Below are 23,183 nucleotides of genomic sequence, written 5' to 3' on the forward strand. Positions count from 1 at the left end.
TTCGTCACGACGACGCGATCACCGACTCCGCCCGTTGGATCAACGATGCCAGAGCGGTCGACAACCCCTCTGCACCGAGGGCGGGCAAGATGCCCGGAATCAGTGCGGACAGCGTGACCGTCACCAGAGCCTGCGGCTTCATCGCCGCGCCCATCGTCGCCGACATCTGCGTCAATTTGGCGTTCAGGGCCGCAAAATCGACACTCGTCGATTCGTGCTCGAGCGCCACCGCATCGGGCGCGGTCGCCGCTGCGTCGGCAATCAACTGCGGTAGGTCGTCGACCGTCTTCGGCTTGGCGCGCGGCGCGAACTCGGCCTTCTCCTCGTCCGTGAGGATGTCGATGGATCGCAGCACCACCTCGGGATCGGAGACGACCGTCCGCAGAATCTTCGACAGCCGCTCGGCGAACGTCGCTATCGTCGATTCGTCGAAGATCGACGTCGCGTAGGTGAACGTCGCCTCGATGTCCTGCAGCGCTCCGGTCTCGTCGAAGTTCTCGACGGCGGTCAGCTGAAGGTCGAACTTCGCCTGATCGTCGCCTGCCGGCAGCGCCTGCACCTGCAGGCCCGGCAACTCGAACGTGCCCGTCGCATGGTTCTGGAACGTCAACATCGCCTGGAACAGCGGTGTGTAGGCACTCGACCGAGCGCGGCCGAGCGCATCGACCAGCCGCTCGAACGGAACGTCCGCGTGGCCGAACGCCGCGAGGTCCTTGTCCTTCGCCTGACGTACCAGGTCCAGGAACGTGCCGTTCGGATCGATCTGCGTGCGCAGCACCAACGTGTTGACGAACATGCCCACCAGGTCGTCCAGTTGCTCCTCGCCGCGTCCTGCGGTCGGAGTGCCGATGCTGATGTCCGACGAGTTGCTCAACCGGCCCAGCAGAACCGCGAACGCGCTGTGCACCACCATGAACGTCGTCGCCGCATGCTCGCGGGCGATCTTCTCTATGGCCGACGCCACGTCGGAACCGAACGTGAAGCCGTACGACGCGCCTTCCATGGTCGGTCGAGGTGGCCGTGGGCGATCGAGCGGCAGTGCCAGTTGTTCCGGCGCTCCCGCCAGCTCGGCGGTCCAGTAGGCCAGCTGCTTCGCCAGCGGACTGTCCGGGTCGTCCTCGCGGCCGAGTACGTCACGCTGCCACAGCGCGAAGTCGGCGTACTGCACCGGCAGCGGTGCCCACGACGGCATCTCCCCCGCCACCCGAGCGGTGTAGGCGACCATGACATCGCGGATCAACGGCCCCATCGAGAACCCGTCGGCGGCGATGTGGTGAGCCACCACGGCGAGGACGTGTTCGTCGTCGCCGACCTGCAGCAGCGCAGCCCGGACCGGGACGGTCTTCGTCACGTCGAATCCCGCACCGAGGACGTCCGTCAGGCGGGACACCACGGCGTCCGGTGCCACCTGTTCGGGTTCGAGCTCCACCCCGACGTCGGCTACGCCACCGATCTGCTGCACCGGGCCGTCGACCGAATCGGGGTAGGCCGTCCGCAGAATCTCGTGGCGACCGAGCACATCGTCGAACGCGCCGCGGAGCGAGGCGATGTCGAGGGCACCGGTCAACCGCACCGCGACGGGGATGTTGTACGCGGACGAGCCCGGGTCGATGCGGTTGATCGTCCACATCCGTTCCTGGGCGATCGACAGGGGTAGTCGATCGGGACGCTCGCGCACCGTCAGTTCCCGACGGGCACCGCCGCCGACGAGCGGCGCGATGTGTGCAGCGAGGCCCGCCACCGTGGACGCCGCGAACACCGATCGCACGGGAATCTGCGCGTCGAGAGCCTGGCCGAGGCGCGAGACCAGTTGGGTTGCGATCAACGAGTTTCCGCCGAGGGCGAAGAAGTCGTCGTCCAGCCCCGCGCGGTCCAGCCCGAGCAGTTCGGCAACGGTCGTCGCGACGATCTCCTCGATCGGGGTGACCGGTGCGCGGAACTCGGTGGCCTCGAAGTGCGGCGCGGGCAGCGCCTTTCGGTCCAGCTTTCCGTTGGCATTGAGCGGTAGCGCTTCGAGCACCACGAATGCCGCAGGCACCATGTACGACGGAACGAGGTGCGAGAGTTCGGATTCGACGTGCGCGACATCGACGACCTCCCCGGCCCGGCCGACCACGTAGGCCACCAACTGGTCACCCATGGACTCGCCGCTGTGCACCACGACGGCCGAATCTGCCACTGCCGGCTGCGACCGCAGGGCCGCTTCGATCTCACCGAGCTCGATGCGGAATCCGCGAATCTTCACCTGGAAGTCGGCCCGATCGATGTACTCGAGGTGCGCCGGGGCCGGCGTTCCGTCGACGACGGGCACCCGCCAGCGCACCAGGTCGCCGGTGCGGTACATCCGAGAACCGTTCGCGTCGAACGGATTGGCGACGAATCGCTCCGACGTCAGGTCCGCGCGCCCGAAGTAGCCGCGCGCCAGCTGCGCGCCGGCCAGGTAGAGCTCGCCGCTGACACCCGCAGGCACCGGATGCAACCGCGAGTCCAACACGAACACCGTCGTGTTCGCCTCGGGAACACCGATCGGCACCGCGGTCGTATCGGCGTCCGTCACCGCGTGCGCGGTCACCGACACCGCTGCCTCAGTCGGCCCGTACAGGTTGTGCAGGTCGGTCGATCCGTTCCGCTTGCGGAACTCCTGTGCAACGGCAGCGGGCAGTGCCTCACCGATCGCCAGCACCCGCCGCAGGCTCGGCGATACCTCGCCCGCGGCGACGGTGCCGAGCATCGACAGCATCGACGGCACCAGGTGCAGTGTCGTCACCGACTGCGTGCGAATCAGTTCCAGCAGGTAGTCGGGGTCACGATGACCGTCGGCCTCGGCCACGACGAGCCGTCCGCCGGAGGTCAGCTGCGACCAGAACTCCCACACCGACAGGTCGAACGTGGCTGCGGTCTTGAGCAGCGCTGCGTCGGTCTCGTCGAGTGCGTACTCCGCACGCAGCCAGTTCAGCTGGTTGACGACGGCCCCGTGCGAGACCGCAACGCCCTTCGGACGACCGGTCGATCCGGACGTGAAGATGACGTACGCGGTGTTGGCTGCGGTGAGCGCACCGGTGCGTTCGGGCGCGTCCACCGGAGCACCCGAGTAGGCATCGGCGTCGAACCGGGCCAGATCCACGATCGGGGCAGCGTCGGTGATCTCGGCACCCACATCGCCGGAGATCAGAATGCACGCAGGAGCGGCTGTCTCGAGGACCAACGCGTTGCGCTCGGACGGCTGGTCCGGATCGATCGGAACGTACGCCCCGCCTGCCGTCGAGATGGCGTACATGCCGACGAGGAGATCGACCGAGCGTCGAATGGCAAGGCCGACAGGCACTTCCGGCCCGACACCCATGCCGATCAGGTGCCGCGCGAGCTGCGAGACCCGCTCGGCGAACTCTCCGTACGTCACCACGCCGTCGTCGTGGACGAGTGCGACTGCAGCGCGGTCGCGTTCGGCGGCTGCACCGAACAGATCGGGCAGGGTCGTGTGTTCCACGGCACCGAAATCGTGAACCGTGTCGTTCCAGTCCTCGACGATCGCAGATCGCTCGCCGTCCAGCAGCACGTCGAGATCGCCGATGGGTGTCGACGGCGACGCCACGACGGCGGCCAGCACGGCCTCGAAGCGGGCCACGAGTGAACGGGCGGTGCTCTCGTCGAACAGATCCGTCGCGTAGGTCAGCAGGGCATCGAAGCCACCTGCCGCGCCGTCGCCCTGCTGGGCATCGGACACGATCAGATGCAGATCGAACTGGGAGTTGCCGGTCTCGGTGTCGAGCGCCGAGATTTCCAACCCGTCGAGCTCGAACTCGCGGCGAGCGAAGTTCTGGAACGAGAAGCCGACCTGGAACAGCGGGTGCCGAGCCGTCGAGCGCGTGGGGTTGACCACGTCGACGAGCCGCTCGAACGGGATGTCCGAGTTGGCGAACGCCTGCAGATCGGTTTCTCGTGCGGCGTCGAGGAGATCATCGAAGGTCGCCTCGCCCGGAACATCGAGTCGCAACACCAGGGTGTTGACGAACATGCCGACGAGGTTCTCGATCTCGGCCTCGCCGCGACCTGCGATGGGTGTACCCACGACGATGTCCGAGGACCCCGAGATCCGCGAGAGCAGCACTGCGAATGCTGCATGCACGGCCATGAAGACGGTCGCGTTGTGCGCGCGGGCCAGTTCCGCGAGACGCGCGTGCGCGTCGACGTCGATTCGGAAATCGATGCGATTGCCGCGGAACGTCTGGCTCGCCGGACGCGGGCGATCGAGAGGTAGCTCGATCTGCTCGGGCAACTCCGACAGCGCGGCAGACCAGTATCGAATCTGTTGCGCTGCAATCGATTCGGCGTCGTCCTCGGAGCCGAGAACGTCGCGTTGCCAGAGCGCGTAGTCGGCGTACTGCACCGGCAGCGGAGCCCATGCGGGATCGGACTTCCGGGTACGGGCGGCATAGGCCGTCATGACGTCGGTCGACAACGGCATCATCGACAGACCGTCGGCGCTGATGTGATGGACCACCATCGCCAGCACGAACTCGGTGTCGGAGACTCGGAACAGCGAGGTCTTCAACGGAACCTCTGCGGTCACGTCGAACGTCGACGCCAGCAGCTCCAGCACCCGAGCGGTCACCGATTCCGCGTCGGTGTCGATCACGTCGAGAGTCGTCGGCACCTGGGACATCGGCACGACCACCTGATGCGGTCCCTCGGGCGAATCCGGGTACACCGATCGCAGTGTCTCGTGCCGCTCGATGACGTCCGAGACCGCACTCTGCAACGCGCCGACGTTGAGATCGCCGCTCAGCCGCAGGGCGAACGGGATGTTGTACGCCGTCGAGTCCGAGTCGAACCGGTTGAGGAACCACATCCGCTGCTGCGCGAGCGAGAGTGGAACTCGATCGGGACGAGGCCCTGGCACCAGCGCCGGCCGCGCGCCCGAGCCCTGCTCGACCCTCGCGGCGAGTGCCGCGACCGTCGGGGCCTCGAACAATGCCCGAACCGGGACCGTCGTGTCGGCGGAGGCACCGAGTCGGGACACCACCTGGGTGGCCACCAGCGAGTTGCCGCCGAGTTCGAAGAAGTCGTCGTCGAGACCGACCCGGTCGAGACCGAGGACGTCGGCGAACACCTCGGCGACCATGGACTCGATCGGAGTCGTCGGTTGCCTGAACTCACGGGTTCGTGCGGCCGGTTCGGGCAACGCTCGCCGGTCCAGCTTTCCGTTGGTGGTCAACGGAATTGCGTCGAGCACCACGAACGCCGACGGGACCATGTACTCGGGGAGCTGCTCGGCCACCGACGCACGGACGGCGTCGACGTCGATCGTGGAACCGGTTGCGGGCACCAGGTAAGCAACCAGGCGTGCGGCACCGGGAGCGTCCTCGCGCACGATCACCGCGGCCTGTCCGACGGCCGGAGCCGACAGAACCGACGATTCGACTTCGCCCAGTTCGATGCGGAAGCCACGGATCTTGACCTGATCGTCTGCGCGACCGACGAATTCGAGCTCACCGGTGGGCGACCACCGGGCGACGTCGCCGGTGCGATAAAGCACGGATCCGTCGCCTGCGAAGGGATCTGCCACGAATCGTGTCGCCGTCAGGTCCGGCCGACCGAGGTATCCCCGCGCCACCTGACCGCCCGAGACGTACATCTCTCCCGGGACGCCCGCCGGCACGAGGCCGAGTCGCGCGTCCAACACGTACACGGACAACCCGGAGATCGCCCGACCCACCAGTGACCCCGATGCCTCCGCGGCCGCCTGCGCATCGAGCGCGCGATGCGAGACGTGGACGGTGGTTTCGGTGATGCCGTACATGTTGACCAACTGCGGGGAACGATCGCCGTGCCGATCGAACCAACCGCTCAATCGACGCAGCTCCAACGCTTCTCCGCCGAAGACGACGTAGCGCAGTGCGTACTCGGCAGCACCCGATGCCGTGCGGTCGGCCTGGTCGAACTGGTAGAAAGCAGACGGGGTCTGGTTGAGCACGGTCACGCGTTCGCGAATCAACAACTCGCGCAGCGCTTCCGGCGACCTCGATGTGAAGTAGTCGACCACGACGACGGTGCCACCCGTGGTGAGCGGGCCCCACAGTTCCCACACGGAGAAGTCGAACGCGTACGAGTGGAACAGAGTCCAGACGTCGGCGGGACCGAAATCGAAGTGCCGCTGGGTGTTCGCCAGCAGGCGGACGACGTTGCGGTGCGGGACGACGACGCCCTTGGGGGTGCCGGTCGAACCCGAGGTGTAGATGACGTACGCAGCTTCTGCGGCCGTCACCGCGGGAAGGACGTCCGTTGCGAACTGGGGCTGGTCCGCTGGGGTGTCCATGTCGACCCTGGGCAGTTCCGGCGGTAGCGCGACCTCGACACCGGTCCAGGTCAGTACCGCGGCGGGACGCGAGTCGGCGAGCACGAACTCGATGCGATCGGCCGGGTACGACGGATCGATCGGTACGTATACACCTCCGGCCTTGAGCACCGCGAGCAGCGCCACCACGAGATCGGCCGTGCGAGGCAGTACGACTGCGACCGCGGATTCGCGGCCGACACCCTGTGCGACAAGAACTCTCGCCAGTGCCGTCGACTCGGTGTCGATGTCTCCGTACGTGCGCGACCGACCGTCGAAGACGACGGCGGCAGCGTCCGGGTTCTGCGCGACCCTGGCCGCGAACAGGGAGACGATGGAGTCGGCAGAATCCGCGACCGCCGGTGCGTCCTGGGCAAGGGCGAGAACGTGATCGCGCTCGGCCGTAGCCATCACCGGGATGTCCCCGACGGGCTGCTCGGCATCGGTGCCGACCGACTCCAGCACGCGGATCAGGCGCTCACCGAAGGCGCGGGCTGTGTCCTCGTCGTAGAGATCACGGGCGAACGTCACGTCGATGGCCGAGCTGCCGTCCGCCTGGTTCTCGGTGAACGTGAACTGGATGTCGAACTTCGCCGTCTCGACGTCGAGATCGACTCCGCGCACGGTCAGGCCCGGGAGCTCGAGTTCGGTCTGCTCCATGTTCTGCACGGTGAGCATCACCTGGATCAGCGGATGCCGCGCGGCCGACCTCGGTGGGTCGAGTACCTCGACGAGTCGCTCGAACGGCACCTCCGCGTGCGCGAACGCCGACAGATCGGTGTTGCGCGTACGGGCGAGCAGTTCGGTGAAGGCAGCACCGGGATCGATCTCGGTGCGCAGCACGAGGGTGTTGACGAACATACCGATGACGTCGTCGAGTGCCGCCTCACCGCGACCGGCGACCGGAGTACCGATGGCGATGTCGGTTTCGCCCGACAACCGGGAGAGCAACACCGCGAGAGAAGAGTGCAACACCATGAACAGTGAGCTCTGATTGGCGCGGGCTACCGCGCCGAGACGCGCATGCGTCTGCGCATCGAGCGTCAGCCGAATGTTGCCGCCGCGGTAGGACGACCGATCGGGACGCACTCGGTCGCCGGGGAACGTGCTCTCGTCCGGCAGTCCCGACAGCGTTCGCGTCCAGTGTCGGATCTGGCCGGACACCGGTGAATCGGGATCGCTCTCGGAACCGAGCACGGTCTGCTGCCACAGGGTGTAGTCGGCGTAGCGAACCGCGAGCGGTGCCCAACCCGGTTCGCTTCCTGCACTCCGGGCCGCGTACGCAACCATGAGGTCGCGAGTCATCGGTCCGATCGAGAAACCGTCTGCGGCAATGTGATGTGTGGCCAAGGCCAGCACATGCCGGTTCGAGTCGAGCTCGAACAGGATGGCGCGCAGTGGGGGTGCGGCCGTGACGTCGAAACCCTGCACGAGGAACTCGGCCAGGGCGGCGGTGACGTCGTCGGCGGTGACCTTCGTCGGTGCCAGCTCCGGAGCTACCTGCGCTGCGGGGACGATCACCTGAGACGCCACCCCGTCCACCTCGGGGTAGACGGTGCGCAGCGATTCGTGCCGTTCGATGACGTCGGCCACGGCAGAGCGCAGCGCGACGACGTCGAGGTCACCGATCAGTTCGATGGCGACGGGCAGATTTTCCGTTGCCGAATCGACGTCGAAACGGTTGAGGAACCACATCCGGCGCTGGGCGAGCGACAGCGGAACGAAGTCCGGCAACTCGGTGCGCACGAGAGGAATCTTTCGTCCCGATCCCGAGAGTTCGTCCAGCTTCGCCGCCAGAGCCGCCACCGTCGACGCCTCGAAGATGGTCCGAACACTGACCGTGGTGTCCGTCGCGGCACCGATGCGCGATGCCACCCTGGTCGCCACGAGCGAGTTACCGCCGAGAGCGAAGAACTCGTCGTCGGCCCCGACGACATCGACGCCGAGCACGTCACGGAACACCTGTGACACCACGATTTCCGACGTGGTCGTCGGAGCGCGGAAGGCACGCTGCTCGATATCCGGTGCCGGGAGCGCGCGTCGGTCGAGCTTGCCGTTGGCGGTCAACGGAAGTGCGTCGAGCACGACGGTCGCAGCCGGAACCATGTACCCGGCGAGCGAGCGCGCGGCGAACGCCGTCAGGTCGGCCACGTCGACGGTCGCACCGGAGGCGGGGACGACATAAGCGACCAGTTGATCTCCGGCGACGGCCGTCTGCCGAACCAGCACCACGGCCGACTCCACCGACGGGTGCCGGCGCAGCACGGTCTCGATCTCCCCGAGTTCGATACGCAAACCACGCAACTTGACCTGGAAGTCGGTGCGGCCCAAGTACTCCAGACGCCCGATGTGAGACGAGGACTCCCGCCAGCGCACCAGATCGCCGGTGCGGTACATACGAGAACCCGGTTCGCCGAACGGATCCGGCAGGAATCGATCTGCCGTCAGATCCACTCGACCCAGGTAGCCGCGGGCCAGTTGGACTCCGGCGAGATAGAGCTCACCTGCGACCCCGGGAGCAACCGGGGACAGTCGGGAGTCGAGGACGTACGTTCTGGTGTTCCACACCGGAACACCGATCGGAACCAGGTCGACGTCCGCGTCCGACACCTCGTGATAGGTGACGTCGACAGCCGCTTCGGTGGGTCCGTAGAGGTTGTGCAGCGCCACGCCCGGCAGGACGCGACGGACGCGTTCGCCGACCTCGGCGGGCAGCGCCTCACCGGAGGCGAACAGAGTCCGCAGCGACGCGGCTGCGGACGACGACTCGGCTGCGACGACGGAGACGAAGACCTCGAGCAACGACGGCACGAAGTGTGCGGTCGTGACCGACTGCGCCTCGATGGTCTTGAGCAGGTACTGCGGGTCTCGGTGCCCGTCCGGCTTCGCGATGACCAGCGTCGCCCCGATCTGCAACGGCCAGAACAGTTCCCACACCGACACGTCGAACGTGACGGGGGTCTTGTGCAACACGACATCGTCGGCGACGAGCTCGTATTCCGACTGCATCCACAGCAGACGGTTGACGATTGCCTCGTGTGTGACGGCCACGCCCTTCGGCTGCCCGGTCGACCCGGACGTGAAGATGACGTATGCGGTGTTCGTCGGTGCCAGTGCACCGATTCGGTCCGCGTCGGTGATCGGTGCATCGGAGAAACCGGACAGATCGAGAACGTCGATGTCGATCACGTCGAGCCCGTCGGCATCCACCGAGTCTCGTGACGTGCTCAGTACACACACCGGTGCCGCGGTGCGCAGGATGTGCGCAATTCGCTCGGCAGGCTGATCCGGGTCGATCGGTACGTAGGCACCGCCCGCCGCGACGATCGCGTGAATTCCGACGAGGAGCTCCACCGAACGACGGGCAGCGATCGCCACGGTGGTCTCGGGGCCGACACCACGGTCGACGAGGTACCGCGCAAGACGAGCCACCCGTACGTCGAACTCGCCGTAGGACACCGACTCGTCACCGAATACCAGTGCGGTTCCGTCGGATTCGACCGACCGCCCGAGGGAGGCCAGTGTCTGCGACCGGTCGACGTCGTGGTCGGTGTCGTTCCAGTCGTCGAGCACGCGCTTGTACTCGACGTCGTCGAGCAGTTCGATGTCGCCCACGACGGTCGAGAGGTTGTGGGCGACGGATTCGAGGACCTTGATCAGGCGCTCACCCAGGGTGACCACCGTGGACTCGTCGAACAGGTCGGTGGCGTAGGTGACATCGAACGTCATACCCTGCGCCGCGCCACTGGGTCCGAACGATTCGACGAACGTGAACTGCAGGTCGAACAGTGCAACCAGGGTCTCGAAGTCGACGCCCGAGACCGACAGTCCCGGTAGTTCGAGATCCTTCTGCCCCAGGTTCTGGAACGCGAGCACCACCTGCACGAGGGGATGACGTGCCGTGGAACGTACCGGGTTGAGGATCTCCACCAGACGCTCGAAAGGAACGTCCACGTGTGCCAGCGCCGACAGGTCGGTCTCGCGAGCATCGGCGAGCACCTGGTCGAACCTGCGCGCGGTGTCGATCTCCGTTCGGAGCACGAGGGTGTTGACGAACATGCCGATCAGGTCGTCGAGCGCCGCCTCACCGCGGCCCGCGACCGGTGTGCCGATCGCGATGTCGGTCTCGCCGGACAGCCGCGACAGCAGTACCGCGAGGCTGGTGTGCACCAGCATGAACAGCGACGCGTTCTCACGTCGGGACGCCTCGATCAGAGCGCGATGCAGTTCTCCGTCGATCGAGAAACGCACCAGCGCACCGCTGTTCGATGCCACTGCCGGCCGGGGACGGTCGGAGGGCACATCGAGCTGATCGGGCAGACCGGCCAACGTCGTCGTCCAGTAGTCGATCTGCTGCGAGACCACGGATGTGGGGTCGTCCTCGGAGCCCAGCACCTCGCGCTGCCACAGGCTGTAGTCGGCGTAGTCGACCGGAAGCGGAGTCCAGTACGGCTCCTGGTTCATCGACCGCGCCGCATAGGCGTTCATGACGTCGCGAGTGAGTGGGCCGAGCGAGAAACCATCGGCGGCGATGTGGTGCACCACGAACACCAGCAGGTGCTCGGTGGGGCTCACCTCGAACAACCGGGTACGGAACGGGAGGTCCTTCGACAGGTCGAATCCTGTCGTCGCCAGCTCGCGCATGGCATCGGCCACCTGATGCGCGGAAATTTCGATCGGCGTCAATTCCGGTGTGGCCGACTGCGCGTCGACGATCACCTGATGAGCCGTGCCGTCGGTCTCCGGGAACACCGTCCGTAGAGACTCGTGCCTGGCGACGACGTCCGCGACCGCGATCTGCATGGCCCGGCGGTCGAGCAGACCGGACAACCGGACGGCGATCGGGATATTGTTGGCCGCCGATTCGACGTCGAACTTGTTGAGGAACCACATCCGCTGTTGCGCCAGCGACAGCGGAATGTGCTGCGGACGCTGCTGCGGTACCAGCGGCGGCCTGCTGCCGGTGGCGACCAGGGTGCCCAGTCTGGCTGCGAGGTCGGCCACCGAGGACGCATCGAACAGTTCGCGAACGGCGATCCGGGTGTCCAGCGCGACGCCGAGTCGGGACACGAGTTGCGTTGCGATGAGCGAGTTTCCGCCCAGCTCGAAGAAGTCGTCGTCGAGACCCACGCGCTCGACGCCCAGCACCTGGGCGTACACCTCGGCGACGGTGCGTTCGATGTCGTTGGTCGGTTCGCGGTACTCGGTGACCTCGAATGCGGGGTCGGGCAACGCCTTTCGGTCGAGCTTTCCGCTGGCGCCGAGCGGGAACTCGGGCAGCACTATCAGTGTCGACGGCACCATGTACTCCGCCAGACGACCGCGTAGCGCCGACAGAACGGCTCCGGTGTCGACGGACACTCCCGTAGGGACCACGTATCCGACGAGTTGGTCGCGGCGGACCACGACTACGGCTTGAGAGACCGACCGCTGGGCGAGCAGCGCCGTTTCGATCTCACCCAGTTCGATGCGCAGGCCGCGCAACTTGACCTGGAAGTCGGAACGTCCGACGTATTCGAGCTCGCCGTCGCGATTCCAGCGCACGACGTCGCCGGTGCGGTACAGCCGCGCGCCGCCATCGGCGAACGGGTGAGCGACGAACCTGTCCGCGGTCAGGTCGGGGCGTCCCACATAGCCGCGCGCGAGCTGGGTGCCGGCGAGATAGAGCTCACCTGCAACACCGACCGGGGTGGGATGCAGTCGCGAATCCAGTACGTAGACAGCGGTGTTCCACACCGGAGCACCGATCGGCATGACGTCGGAGTCCGAATCCGTGACCGCGTGGTACGTCACGTCCACGGCAGCCTCGGTCGGTCCGTACAGGTTGTGCAGTTCCACCGAGGCGACCGCACGCCGCAGTGCGCGAGCGGTGGTGGGTGGTAGCGCCTCACCGGAGGCGAACATCAGCCGGAGCGAGGCTCCCGCGCTGCGACGCCGCTCGACTTCGGGTACGAACACCGACATCATCGACGGCACGAAGTGCACCACCGAAACGCGTTCGCGCGCAATGACATCGAGCAAGTAGATGGGATCTCGGTGACCGTCGGGAACGGCGATCACCACCGAGGCACCGACCTGAAGCGCCCAGAAGAACTCCCATACCGACACGTCGAAAGTGGACGGCGTCTTCTGCAGCACCACGTCGCGTGGAGTCAGGGCGTATTCGCCCTGCATCCACAGCAGTCGGTTGACGATCGCGTCGTGCGACACCCCGACACCCTTGGGACGGCCCGTCGAACCCGACGTGAAGATGACGTACGCGAGGTTCCGCGAACGCAGTGGGGCGCATCGGTCGTTGTCGCGCAACGGTTCCGACGACAGGCTCGAAGTGTCGAGCGTGTCGATGTCGATCGTGTCGACGTCTGGGAATTCGACGTGGTCGCGCACGGTGGACAACACCCGGATCGGTGCCGCGGTGGCCACGATGTAGTCGTTGCGATCCGCCGGTTGGGTCGGGTCGATCGGCACGTATCCGGCCCCGGCCTTGACGATCGCGTACATGCCGACGAACAGGTCGAGGCTGCGGGCGATCGCGAGGCCGACCAACGTGTCGGGCCCGACGCCCAGCGAGACCAGATGGCGCGCAAGACGGTTGACGCGTGCATCGAACTCGGCGTACGTCAGCCGCTCATCTTCGAAGACCAGCGCAGTTGCGTCCGGGGTCAGGGCGACCTGTCGGTCGAACAGGTCCACCAGCGTGATGTCGGCGGGGACCTCGTGTTCGGTGTCGTTCCATTCGGCCACCACGCGGTCGTGCTCGCCGTCGTCGAGCAGATCGATGTCTCCGACGGCCACCGACGAATCGGCCACCACGGCCGTGAGCATCCGTACGAACCTGTCGGCGAACCCACGAACGGTCTCGGCATCGAAAAGGTCTGTCGCGTAGGTCAGTTCGGCGGCCATGCCCTGTCCGCGGCCGTCCAGCCCGATCGACTCCGTCACGGTGAGCTGCAGGTCGAACTTGGCGATCTCGGCATCGAGGGCGACGCTGTCCACCGACAGTCCCGGCAGGTCGACGTGCGTTCGGGTGAGGTTCTCGAACGAGAGCATGACCTGGAACAGCGGGTGTCGAGCTTGCGACCGCGACGGGTTGAGGACCTCGACCAGACGCTCGAACGGTAGATCGGCGTGGCCGAAGGCTCCGAGCGCGACTTCGCGCGCGCGGCCGATCTGTTCGGAGAACGTGCGTCCGGAGTCGATGTCGGTGCGCAGAACGAGCGTGTTGACGAACATGCCGACGACGTCGTCGAGCGCTGCGTCACCGCGGCCGGCGACCGGAGTACCGATGGCGATGTCCTCGGTGCCCGACAGTCGGGCCAGAAGCACGGCCAGTGCGGCGTGGACGACCATGAACAGCGATGCGTTGTGGGTGTGCGCCAGAGCGGACAGGCCCTGGTGCACATCGGCAGGCACGTCGAATCCGATGGAGGAGCCCTGGTAGGACTGGCGACTGGGGCGCGGCCGGTCGGTCGGCAGATCGAGCTGGTCGGGTAGGCCGGCGAGGATGTCGGCCCAGTAGTTCACCTGACCGGAGATCAGCGACTGCGGATCGTCCTCGGAGCCCAGAACCGAACGCTGCCACAGGCTGTAGTCGGCGTACTGCACTTCCAACGGCATCCAGGCCGGGTTCTCCCACGCGGTGCGCGAGGCGTAGGCGATCATGATGTCTCGGGCCAGCGGTCCCATCGACCAGCCGTCGGCCGAGATGTGGTGCACCACCATGGCGATCACGTGTTCGCGTGGGCCGATCTCGAACAGTCGGGCCTGGATCGGAACGTTGACGGTCACGTCGAACGTCGTCGACGCGAGCGCGAAGACCTGTCGCTGAATGTCGGCGGCCGAGGTCGGAATCGGCATCAGGTTCGGCACCGTCTGAGCGGCGTCGAGAATGGACTGCTGCGGTCCGTGCGCGGTGTCGGGATAGACGGTGCGCAGCGACTCGTGCCGGTCGATCACATCCATGATGGCGACCTGCAGTGCCGCGACATCCAGATCGCCGGTCAGCTTCAGCGCGAACGGAATGTTGTATGCGGCGGAGTCGACGTCGAACCGGTTGAGGAACCACATGCGTTGCTGCGCAAGCGACAACGGGATGCGCTCCGGACGGACGGTCGCGACCAGTGCAGTCCGGCCGCCCTCCCCCGCCGCCTGTTCGACGCGCACCGCGAGCAGTGCAACCGTCGACGCCTCGAACAGCATGCGCACCGGCACGGTGGCGTCGAGTGCCACTCCGAGCCGCGAGACCACCTGGGTGGCGATCAGCGAGTTACCGCCGAGCTCGAAGAAGTCGTCGTCCAGTCCTACCCGCTCGACGCCGAGAACCTCGGCGAAGACGTCGGCGACGATCTCTTCGATCGGTGTCGTCGGTGCGCGGAAATCTCGCACCTCGAACACCGGCGCAGGCAGTGCGCGCCGGTCCAGCTTTCCGTTGACCGTCAGCGGAATCGTCTCCAGCGCAACGAACGCCGACGGAACCATGTACTCCGGCAACAGTTCGGCGATACCGGTTCGCAGATCCTCGAGGTCGAGGGTCGGCCGACCGTTCGCCACCGCCGAGACCACGTAGGCGACCAACCGGGCCGCCCCGGGCGAATCCTCACGGACGACGACGGCGGCCTGGGTGACGGCGGGGTGCGCGGTGACCGCGGCCTCGACCTCACCCAACTCGATTCGGAAGCCGCGCACCTTGACCTGATCGTCGGAGCGGCCCAGATATTCGAGCTCGCCCGACGCGTTCCACTGCGCCAGATCGCCGGTGCGGTACAGCAACGACCCGGCATCGGAGCCGGAGGCGAACGGATCGGCCACGAACCGCACCGCGGTGAGCGGTGCGCGTCCCAGGTATCCGCGCGCCAATTGTCCACCGGCAACGTACATCTCGCCGGGCACCCCGACCGGGACCGGATGGAGCCGGGTATCGAGAACGTAGACGCGCAGCCCTGCGATCGGCTTGCCGACCACCGATGCGGTCGTTGCGACGGACGCGGAGCCCAGCGCCTGATACGACACGTGCACCGTGGTCTCGGTGATGCCGTACATGTTGATCAGCTGCGGTGCACGATCGCCGTGCCGCTCGAACCAGCCGCTCAATCGACGCTGTTCGAGGGCCTCGCCGCCGAAGATCACGTAGCGCAGAGACAGCTCGCCGCCGGTCGAGGCCGCCGTGCGATCGGCCTCGGACAGTTGGTAGAACGCCGACGGAGTCTGGTTGAGCACCGTCACTCGTTCGTCCACGAGCAGCTGATGGAACGCTTCGGGTGAGCGCGAGGTGAAGTAGTCGACGACCACCAGAGTGCCGCCGTACAGCAACGGGCCCCACAGTTCCCACACCGAGAAGTCGAACGCGTAGGAATGGAACATCGTCCACACGTCGTCGGCTCCGAAGCCGTAGACCGCATCGGTGTTCGCGAGCAGCCGAACCACGTTGCGGTGCGGCACCAGAACACCCTTGGGGCGACCGGTCGACCCCGAGGTGTAGATGACGTACGCGACGTTGGTGGGGCGAAGCGGGCGAATGCGATCGGTGTCGGTCACCGGTGCGTCCGAGATCGACGACAGATCGACCGTGTCGATGTCGACGAACGTTGCGCCGATGCGAGATTCGACGTCCGCGGGCAGCTCGATCGGGTCCGTTCCCGAGAAGAGAATCGATGTCGGACGCGCATCGTCGAGCATGTACTCGACGCGGTCCAGCGGGTAGCTCGGATCGACGGGGAGGTAACCGCCACCGGCCTTCACCACCGCGACCAGCGCGACGACGAGTTCCGCCGACCTCGGTAGGGCGACCGCGACGAGGCTCTCGGGGCCCACGCCGCGCGAGATCAGTACGCGGGCAAGGCGATTGGTCCGAGCATCGAACTCGGCGTACGTCAGCGACGTGTCGCCGAAGCGCACGGCCACTCCGTCCGGCTGTGCCGAGGCCGCGGCGTCGAGCAGGTCGATCAACGTCACGTCGCGAGAGACGTCCGGCCCGGACACGTTCCAAGTGGACACGACGGACTCGTATTCGGCGGCGTCCACGATGTCGACGTCGCCGACCGGAACCGACGCGTCGGTGGTGACTGCGTCCAGAATTCCGAGGAAGCGTTGCGCGAAGCTGTCGACCAGATCTGCGTCGAACAGATCGGTCGCGTACTCGAACACCGCATCGATACCCGCGGCAGTTCCGTCGACCTGATGCTCGGTGAGCCACAGCTGGAGGTCGAATTTCGCTATCGGGACATCGAATTCGGCGGCCACGGCGCGAAGCCCGCCGACGGTGAGTTCACGAGACATGGCCGATTCCAGGGAGAGCGCCACCTGGAACAACGGGTGCCGTGATGTCGAGCGGACCGGATTGAGAACCTCGACCAGGCGCTCGAACGGAACGTCGGCGTGCGCGAACGCCGACAGGTCCGTGTCGCGGACGCGAGCGAGCAGCTGCTCGAACGACAGTGCCGGATCGACATCGGTACGAAGCACCAACGTGTTGACGAACATTCCGACGAGGTCGTCGAGTGCAGGCTCACCGCGACCGGCCACCGGCGCGCCGATGGCGATGTCGGTGGTGCCGCTCAGTCGAGCCAGCAACAGCGCGTACGCCGACTGCATCACCATGAACAGCGACGAGTTGTTCGCGCGGGCGAGATCGGCCAGAGCACTGTGCAACCGGGCCGGAATCTCGATGCGCAGCTTGCTGCCTGCGTTGGACGACACGGCGGGGCGAGGCCTACTCGACGGCAGCGCCAGCTGATCGGGTAGATCCTCGAGTGTGGCACTCCAATAGGCGATTTCGCGTGCAGCGAGCGAATGCGGATCGGTTTCGGGACCGAGTACCGCACGCTGCCAGAGCGCGTAGTCGGCGTACTGGACCTCGAGCGGCGTCCACTCGGGGGCGCGGCCCTGTATCCGGCTCGAGTAGGCCAGCAGGACGTCGCGCGCCAACGGTCCGAAGGAGGCTCCGTCGGCAGCGATGTGGTGCAGGACCATCGCCAGTTCGTACTCGGTGGGCGACATCTCGAACAGCGCGATTCGGAACGGCGTGTCGATCGTGACGTCGAAGCCCTTGGCCACCAACTCGTGCAGTCGGCCACCGAGCTCGTGCCGTTCGATGCGGATCGGGGTGATCGTGGCCGGTGTCCTGGCCGCGTTGAGCACGACCTGCTCGGGCGATCCGTCCACTTCCGGGTACACGGTGCGCAGCGTCTCGTGTCGTTCCACGACGTCCGCGAATGCGGCCGACAGGGCACTCACGTCGAGTGGACCGCTCAGATGGACCGAGAACGGCAGGTTGTACACCGCAGTGGCCGGATCGAACCGGTTGAGGAACCACATGCGTTGCTGTGCAGGCGAGAGTGGGATGCGCTCGGGGCGTTCCCGGGATTCGAGGATCGGGGTGTCGGATCCGCGGCCGGCAGCCGACTCGGCCCGGGCAGCCAGTGCGCCGACGGTGGGGGCCTCGAACAGCTCGCGCACTCCCAGGCGTACTCCGAGTGCGCCGCCGACTCGTGTCACCAACTGTGTGGCGATCAGCGAGTTGCCGCCGAGCTCGAAGAAGTCCTCGTCCAGACCGACCTTGGACGCGCCGAGCAGGTCCTCGTAGATTCCGGCGACGACGTATTCCGCGCGGCTCTGCGGTGCTCGGTACTTCTTGGCGCTGGTGAACACCGGCTCCGGCAACGCTTTTCGATCGAGCTTTCCGCTGGTGTTGAGCGGCAGTGCATCGAGCACGACCACTGCTGCGGGAACCATGTAGGACGGCAGCGCATGCCCGGCGAATTCGATGGCCTCGGCGGAGTCGATGGACTTCCCCGGCCCGGCGACGACGTAGGCGACGAGTTGGTCGCCGGTGACCGTCTGCACGACCAATGTCACTGCCTGCGAGATGGATTCGTGTGCGAGCAGCACGGTTTCGATCTCGCCCAGCTCGATGCGCTGGCCACGGAACTTCACCTGGAAGTCGGTGCGTCCGATGTAGTCCAGCACTCCGTCGCTGCGCCACCGAACGAGGTCGCCGGTGCGATACATCCGCTCTCCGGCGTCGTCGAAGGGGTTGGCCACGAACCGATCCGAGCTCAGGTCGGGGCGACCCACGTAGCCCCGCGCCAGCTGGACGCCCGCGAGGTAGAGCTCGCCCGCTTCTCCCACCGGAGTGGGTCGCAGCCGGCTGTCCAGTACGAAGGCGCGGGTGTTCCACTCGGGCACACCGATCGGGACGGTTCGCGTGTCCTGTGGGCTGCTCTCGTGGTACGTCACCGAGACCGCCGCCTCGGTGGGACCGTAGAGGTTGTGCAGTCCTGCGGCGCAGACGGATCGGAATGCTGCTGCCGTCTCGACCGGAAGCGCCTCGCCGATCACGAAGACGTGACGCAGCGAAGCACAGGTGTTGGCCGGCGCGTTGGCGACGAACACGGTCAGCATCGAGGGCACGAAGTCGGTGACCGTGACGCGATGCTCGGCGATCCTGTTCGCCACATAGACCGAGTCGCGATGCCCGTCGGGGGTGGCGAGCACCATCGTCGCGCCCACTCGCAGCGGCAGGAAGAAACCCCACAGCGAGACGTCGAACGTCGTCGCCGTCTTCTGCAGATAGACGTCGGTGGTATCCATCGGATACTCCGCCAGCATCCACTCCATCTGATTGTGGATGGCGGCGTGCTCCACGGCGACGCCCTTCGGGCGGCCGGTGGAGCCGGAGGTGTATATGACGTACGCGGTGTTCGAAAAACGAAGCGGCGCAATCCGTTCCGCGTCTCCGACCGGAGCGGACGACCGGGCGGACAGGTCGACCAGATCGACGGCGACCGTCTCGGTGCCCTCGGGCAGCGACACGTCGTCACGCGACGAGATCAGTACGCACCGAGGCTGCGCGGAATCGAGGATGTAGGCCGTGCGTTCGGCAGGATGATCCGGGTCGATCGGTACCCATGCTCCGCCTGCCGCCACGATGGCGTACATGCCGACCACGAGATCGAACGAGCGTCGAATGGACAAGCCGACGAGAGTCTCCGGGCCGACGCCCATGTCGATCAGATGGCGAGCGAGGCCGTTCACCCGCGCCGACAGTTCTCCGTAAGTCAGGACGTCGCCCTCGTACACCAGAGCCGTGGCGTCGGGACGAGCTGCCGCAGCAGCCTCGAAGGCGGTGAGCAGAGTGCTGGGCGTGGTCTCGTGTTCGGTGTGGTTCCACTCGGAGACGACCAGTGCGCGCTCGGATCCGTCGGTCAGAGCCAGGTCCCAGACGAGGTCCGTCGGGGCTGCTGCCACGAAACGGCCGAGGAAGTCGACGAACCGCTCGTGATTGCGGCCGGACTGATCGGGGCCGTACAGGTTGGGGTTGGACTCGAAGTCGATGTGGGTCGTGGCCCCGGCGACGCTCGTGTAGAGGTTCAGTCCGAAGTCCTCGATGAGGCCGGTGGAGAGGATGTTGATTCCGCCGACCATCGATCCCAGGCGCACCTCGCCGAAGAACAGCATGATGTTGACCCAGGGACCGAAGAACGCAGCTTGACCGCTTGCGCCGCCGGCGTCGCGGCGAATGTCCTCGTGCCGGTACCGCTGGTGGCGCAGTGCACCGGAGACCTCGGCGTTGACGCGCGCCAGCATCGTTTCGACGGTGGTGTCGCCCGAGACGTCGAACCGCAGCGGCACCACGTTGGACACCATGCCGCCGGAGCGGCGCAGAACCGCGGTGGTTCGCGCAGTCACCGGCAGTGACAGCACGACGTCCTCGCGGCCGGTCATCTGGGCCAGATACGCCGCGAACGCGGCGATGACGATGGTCGCCATCGTCGTGTCGGTTTCGGCGCGCAGGGCATCGAGACTGCTCATCGTGTCGGCAGACAGAGCGGTGCTGTCGATCTGACTCTTCGGGGCCGGCGGAGCGGTGTGCCCGGCGAGGGTGGTGACTCCGTCGATTCCGTCGATCCGCGACGCCCAGTACTCGCGATCGGCCTGGAAGCGGCTCGAATCGCGGTAGGACATCTCGATGTCGTAGACCTTGGTCAGATCCGAGGCCAGGTTCTTCGTCGGTTCGGTGCCCTCGACCTCGGACGTGTACAACTCCGCAGCGCGGTTCATGAAGGTCACGGCACCGAAGCCGTCGAGAACGACGTGGTGCACGCGCTCGTACCAGAACCAGACATCGTCCTCGATACGCAGGACGGTGGCGGCGATCAGTCGATCGCGAAGAATGTCGATCGGAGCGCTGTAATCGGCGTGCATCCACTCGAGGGCGGCCGCGCGGGGGTCGTTCTCGCCGCGCAGATCCACCAGTCCGAGCGAGTCGTCCAGGGTGGGGTCGACGATCTGTCGTGGCTCCGCGTCGATCTCGGTGATACGGACGAAACCGGACTGCAGTTCGAGGGCTGCGCGTGACGATGCGCGCCGCAACAGTTCGACGTCGAGATCACCGCGCAGTTCGACGTACTGCGCGATGTTGGCGGGTACCGAGGGGTCCACGTGCTGCGCGAACCACATCCCCAATTGGGCCGGTGACAGTGGGAACGAGGGATGCTGCCGACTGTCGACTCCCGTGTCGTCGTCTCCAGCACCTTCCACACCTAGCGGGTCCAATCGATTCCTCTCTTTCCCACAATCACACGCGCCCCCACCGGCCGCCGAAGCGGCGGACAACGATGGGCACCGAACACATCGAGCAAGCTGACTACGTCGATCTCTATTTTCTCACCATGAACAACTCGGAAGTTACCTTTCAGTACTTATCCGTCGAGATGGGCCGGACCGTTACATGCCCAGCACGCGTCGAGAGCACCCGCCCCCGTACGTGCAGAACCGGTGGCTGGATTCGGCACCCGGCCAATCTACAGGCCCGCACGCGCCGAGTTCGTCGGTTGTCACGCCGTCATGTCGAAAGCGGCAATCACCTTGGTAGGTACCAAACGAACGATCAATTCGCCCGGAACTCCATTGCGTCTGCCGAACTCCTCCCCTCTGTCGCGGCCCATGTACCGCGCTCCGATCTCGGTGGCCGTGCGCACCAGTTCTCGGGGATCCTCGTCGATCGAGGCAACGCCCTGCACCTGCACGAACCCGTACGGCGGCTCTTCGAGATCGACGGTCAACACGATCCGAGGGTCCCTGCGGATCGCTCGCCCCTTGGCGGTATCGGCTCCGGTGTTGAACACGATGGAATCGTCCTCGACGACGAACCAGATCGGGGCGACCAGGGGCCGTCCGTCGGAAGCGAGGTAGCCGACCTTTCCGGTGCGGGTACCTGCCGACAGAAACTCTCGCACGCGTGGATCGGTGAAAGACGTCATCGACGTCACGCTACTCGGCCGGACCGACAGGTTCACGTCACCGACGAACTCGGCCAGGACGTGCCGCCCGATCGACGATGCTATGCCGGGCCGACGTGGGTGAGCAGACCGGCACAGATCGTGGCCCGCACCTCCGTGTCGGCCAGATCGTGCGCCGAGCGATGCACCGGGTGCTCCTCGAGAACGACGATGTCCGCGACGTCCCCTGCGCGGAGCGCAGCGCGGTCGCCGCTCGCCGCCTGCAGTGCCGCGCCGAGAGGAACCGATTCCTCGGCATGCCACGGCGGCCGGTCGTCGTCGGTTCGGAATACCGCCGCCGCGACGCCTGCCAATGGCTCCGGTGGACTCACCGGAGCGTCGGAGCCGAAGAGAAGCGTGGCACCGCTTCGATGGAGCGACCCGTAGCCGTAGGCGACCGAGCGTCGACCTGCCCACAGATCCTCGGCGATGTCGCGGTCGGCCATGGCGTGCTGCGGCTGCACCGACGCCGCAACGCCCAGCGCCGCGAAGCGTGCGATGTCTTCGGGGACGAGCTGCTGCGCGTGTTCGATACGACCTCCGCAACCGGCCCGCTCGAACGCATCGAGCGCAACACCGTTCGCCCGGTCACCGATCGCATGGACAGCAGAGGTGATTCCGCCGCGAGCTGCGCGAGAGACGAGCTCGTACAGTCCGTCGTGGGTCTCGAGCAACAGTCCGTAGGCGTTGTCACCGTCGACGCCCGGGTAGCGATCGTGACAGCAGGCCGTTCTGGTGTTCAGCGAGCCGTCGAGCATGACCTTCAGCGGTCCGCGCCGAATCATGTCCGAGACGGCCGAGACGTCGCCGGTGCGCTCCCCACGATCGAGCGCTTCGTCGAGCCACTGCGGCCACACCGTGGTGTCGACGCGCACTGCGGGAGATCCGGCCGACAGGCGTCGATCCCAGACCGTCCGGTTGTCGGCGAACTCGAAATCGACGACGCCGGTCACTCCGCGGACCGCCAGTGCCGCGGTGGCGTCGAGCACCGCTCGGTCCAACTCGGCCGGGTCCTCCAATGCCTCCAGCGCCATGACGGCCTCGAGACCGTCGACGTCACGAAGCACTCCGGTGGGATGATCGATACCGAGATCGCGCAGCAGCGCCGGACTCAGCCACAGCGTGTGCAGGTCCATGCTCGTCAACGCCACACGGACGCCGGGCAATGCATTCTCGAGTAGATCCTTGTGTGGTTCGTCGGGCCACTGCGCGTCCCGAAAGCCGTTGGCGCGCACTACGGAATCGCCTGCTGTGCGCGCATAGGGGAACACCAGTGCCGCGGCATCGGCCGCCGACGAGGCCGGCCCGACGTCGATACGCCGCCGCGCCGCTGCCCATTGCGTCAGATGAACATGACTGTCCACGAAACCCGGCAGGGCCACTCCCCCCGCCCCGTCGACGACCTCGACGCCGCGGGTGCGATCGCGACCGGCCGGGGTGATGGACCCGATGGTCGAGCCGATGAGTTCGATGTCGAAGAGCACGCCGGAATCATCCAGTGCGACATTGGCGATAATCACTCCTGGGACTCTAGAGCGTCGCTCCCGACGCAGGCGCGCATGCCATCCTCT

3 protein-coding genes, 1 tRNA gene and 1 pseudogene are annotated in these 23,183 nt (G+C 66.4%); 1 reads left to right on the forward strand and 4 read right to left on the reverse strand.

The window, feature by feature from the left end:
• Positions 1 to 4: 4 nt before the first annotated feature.
• Positions 5 to 10,909, reverse strand: a complete 10,905-nt coding sequence (locus tag AB0P23_RS11580) for an amino acid adenylation domain-containing protein (RefSeq protein ID WP_363797645.1) — start codon at positions 10,907 to 10,909, stop codon at positions 5 to 7.
• On the opposite strand from AB0P23_RS11580, the gene AB0P23_RS11585 reads away from it, so the two are divergent.
• Positions 10,862 to 10,968 (forward strand) — tRNA-OTHER (locus AB0P23_RS11585). The two genes, AB0P23_RS11580 and AB0P23_RS11585, sit on opposite strands and share 48 nt — an antisense overlap.
• A 406-nt stretch (positions 10,969 to 11,374) precedes the next feature.
• On the opposite strand, the pseudogene AB0P23_RS11590 reads toward AB0P23_RS11585, so the two are convergent.
• From AB0P23_RS11590 to AB0P23_RS11600, 3 genes and pseudogenes are all read right to left on the reverse strand, one after another.
• A pseudogene (locus AB0P23_RS11590) lies at positions 11,375 to 20,791 on the reverse strand (amino acid adenylation domain-containing protein); the annotation flags it as partial.
• A 377-nt stretch (positions 20,792 to 21,168) separates the two neighbouring features.
• On the reverse strand, positions 21,169 to 21,594 hold the full coding sequence (locus tag AB0P23_RS11595; protein WP_027496298.1) for a PPOX class F420-dependent oxidoreductase: 426 nt from the start codon (positions 21,592 to 21,594) through the stop codon (positions 21,169 to 21,171).
• 80 nt (positions 21,595 to 21,674) lie between these two features.
• Positions 21,675 to 23,132 (reverse strand): amidohydrolase family protein, encoded by a 1,458-nt coding sequence (locus AB0P23_RS11600; protein ID WP_363797647.1) that lies wholly within the window; start codon positions 23,130 to 23,132, stop codon positions 21,675 to 21,677.
• Between the last annotated feature and the right edge of the window lie 51 nt (positions 23,133 to 23,183).

Origin of the sequence: Rhodococcus sp. NPDC077669 (assembly GCF_040686915.1) — a bacterium.
Taxonomy (GTDB): domain Bacteria; phylum Actinomycetota; class Actinomycetes; order Mycobacteriales; family Mycobacteriaceae; genus Rhodococcoides; species Rhodococcoides fascians.

Bases quoted from the DNA above. Each gene is read 5' to 3' on its own strand.
- AB0P23_RS11595 (WP_027496298.1), bottom strand. From the start codon at position 21,594: ATGACGTCTTTCACCGATCCACGCGTGCGAGAGTTTCTGTCGGCAGGT.